Origin of the sequence: Endozoicomonas sp. SESOKO2 (assembly GCF_024606245.1) — a bacterium.
GTDB lineage: Bacteria > Pseudomonadota > Gammaproteobacteria > Pseudomonadales > Endozoicomonadaceae > Endozoicomonas_A.
This window is the reverse complement of sequence record NZ_JAHHPQ010000198.1, coordinates 1-1,251: the sequence shown is the minus strand read 5'-3', so window position 1 is coordinate 1,251 and position 1,251 is coordinate 1. Positions and strand designations below refer to the sequence as shown.

Here is a 1,251-nt window from a genome sequence, read left to right as displayed (position 1 = left end):
TGGATGCCTTGGCAGTCAGAGGCGATGAAGGACGTGGTAATCTGCGAAAAGTCTTGGGGAGCCGATAAACAGGCGCTGATCCAGGAATGTCCGAATGGGGAAACCCACTCACACAAGTGAGTATCCTTAACCTGAATACATAGGGTTTAGGAGGCGAACCCGGGGAACTGAAACATCTAAGTACCCGGAGGAAAAGAAATCAACCGAGATTCCCCCAGTAGCGGCGAGCGAACGGGGACCAGCCCTTAAGCAATTTTTGGTCTAGTGGAAGGCTCTGGAAAGTGCCGCCATAGTGGGTGATAGCCCCGTACACGAAAGGCCATTTATTGTGAAATCGAGTAGGACGGCACACGTGAAATGTTGTCTGAACATGGGGGGACCATCCTCCAAGGCTAAATACTCCTGACTGACCGATAGTGAACCAGTACCGTGAGGGAAAGGCGAAAAGAACCCCGTTGAGGGGAGTGAAACAGAACCTGAAACCGTGTACGTACAAGCAGTGGGAGCAAGGGGCTAGTATCAAGATACAAGTGTCAAGAGGAATAACCATCAGGTTTACGTCCATCCAATCTTGTTTCTTGTCTCTTGATACTAGTCTCTTGTAACTGCGTACCTTTTGTATAATGGGTCAGCGACTTATTTTCTGTGGCAAGGTTAACCGCATAGGGAAGCCGTAGCGAAAGCGAGTCTTAACAGGGCGTCCAGTCGCAGTGAATAGACCCGAAACCGGGCGATCTATCCATGAGCAGGTTGAAGATCAGGTAACACTGATTGGAGGACCGAACCCACTGTCGTTGAAAAGCCAGGGGATGACTTGTGGATAGGAGTGAAAGGCTAATCAAGCCCGGAGATAGCTGGTTCTCCTCGAAAGCTATTTAGGTAGCGCCTCGTGTCTCACCATCGGGGGTAGAGCACTGTTTGGGCTAGGGGGCCATCCCGGCTTACCAACCCCATGCAAACTCCGAATACCGATGAGTGCAATCACGGGAGACACACGGCGGGTGCTAACGTCCGTCGTGGAAAGGGAAACAACCCAGACCGTCAGCTAAGGTCCCAAAGTAATAGTTAAGTGGGAAACGATGTGAGAAGGCCCAGACAGCCAGGAGGTTGGCTTAGAAGCAGCCACCCTTTAAAGAAAGCGTAATAGCTCACTGGTCGAGTCGGCTCGCGCGGAAGATGTAACGGGGCTCAAACTATTCACCGAAGCTACGGATCTAGAGACTAGTTTCTAGAAACAAGTGACAAGGTTAG

General features: G+C 50.9%; 1 rRNA gene. It reads left to right on the top strand.

Annotation, left to right across the window (positions count from 1 at the left end):
- Nucleotides 1-1,251: ribosomal RNA gene (locus KDK17_RS04725) — 23S ribosomal RNA — on the top strand; the annotation flags it as partial.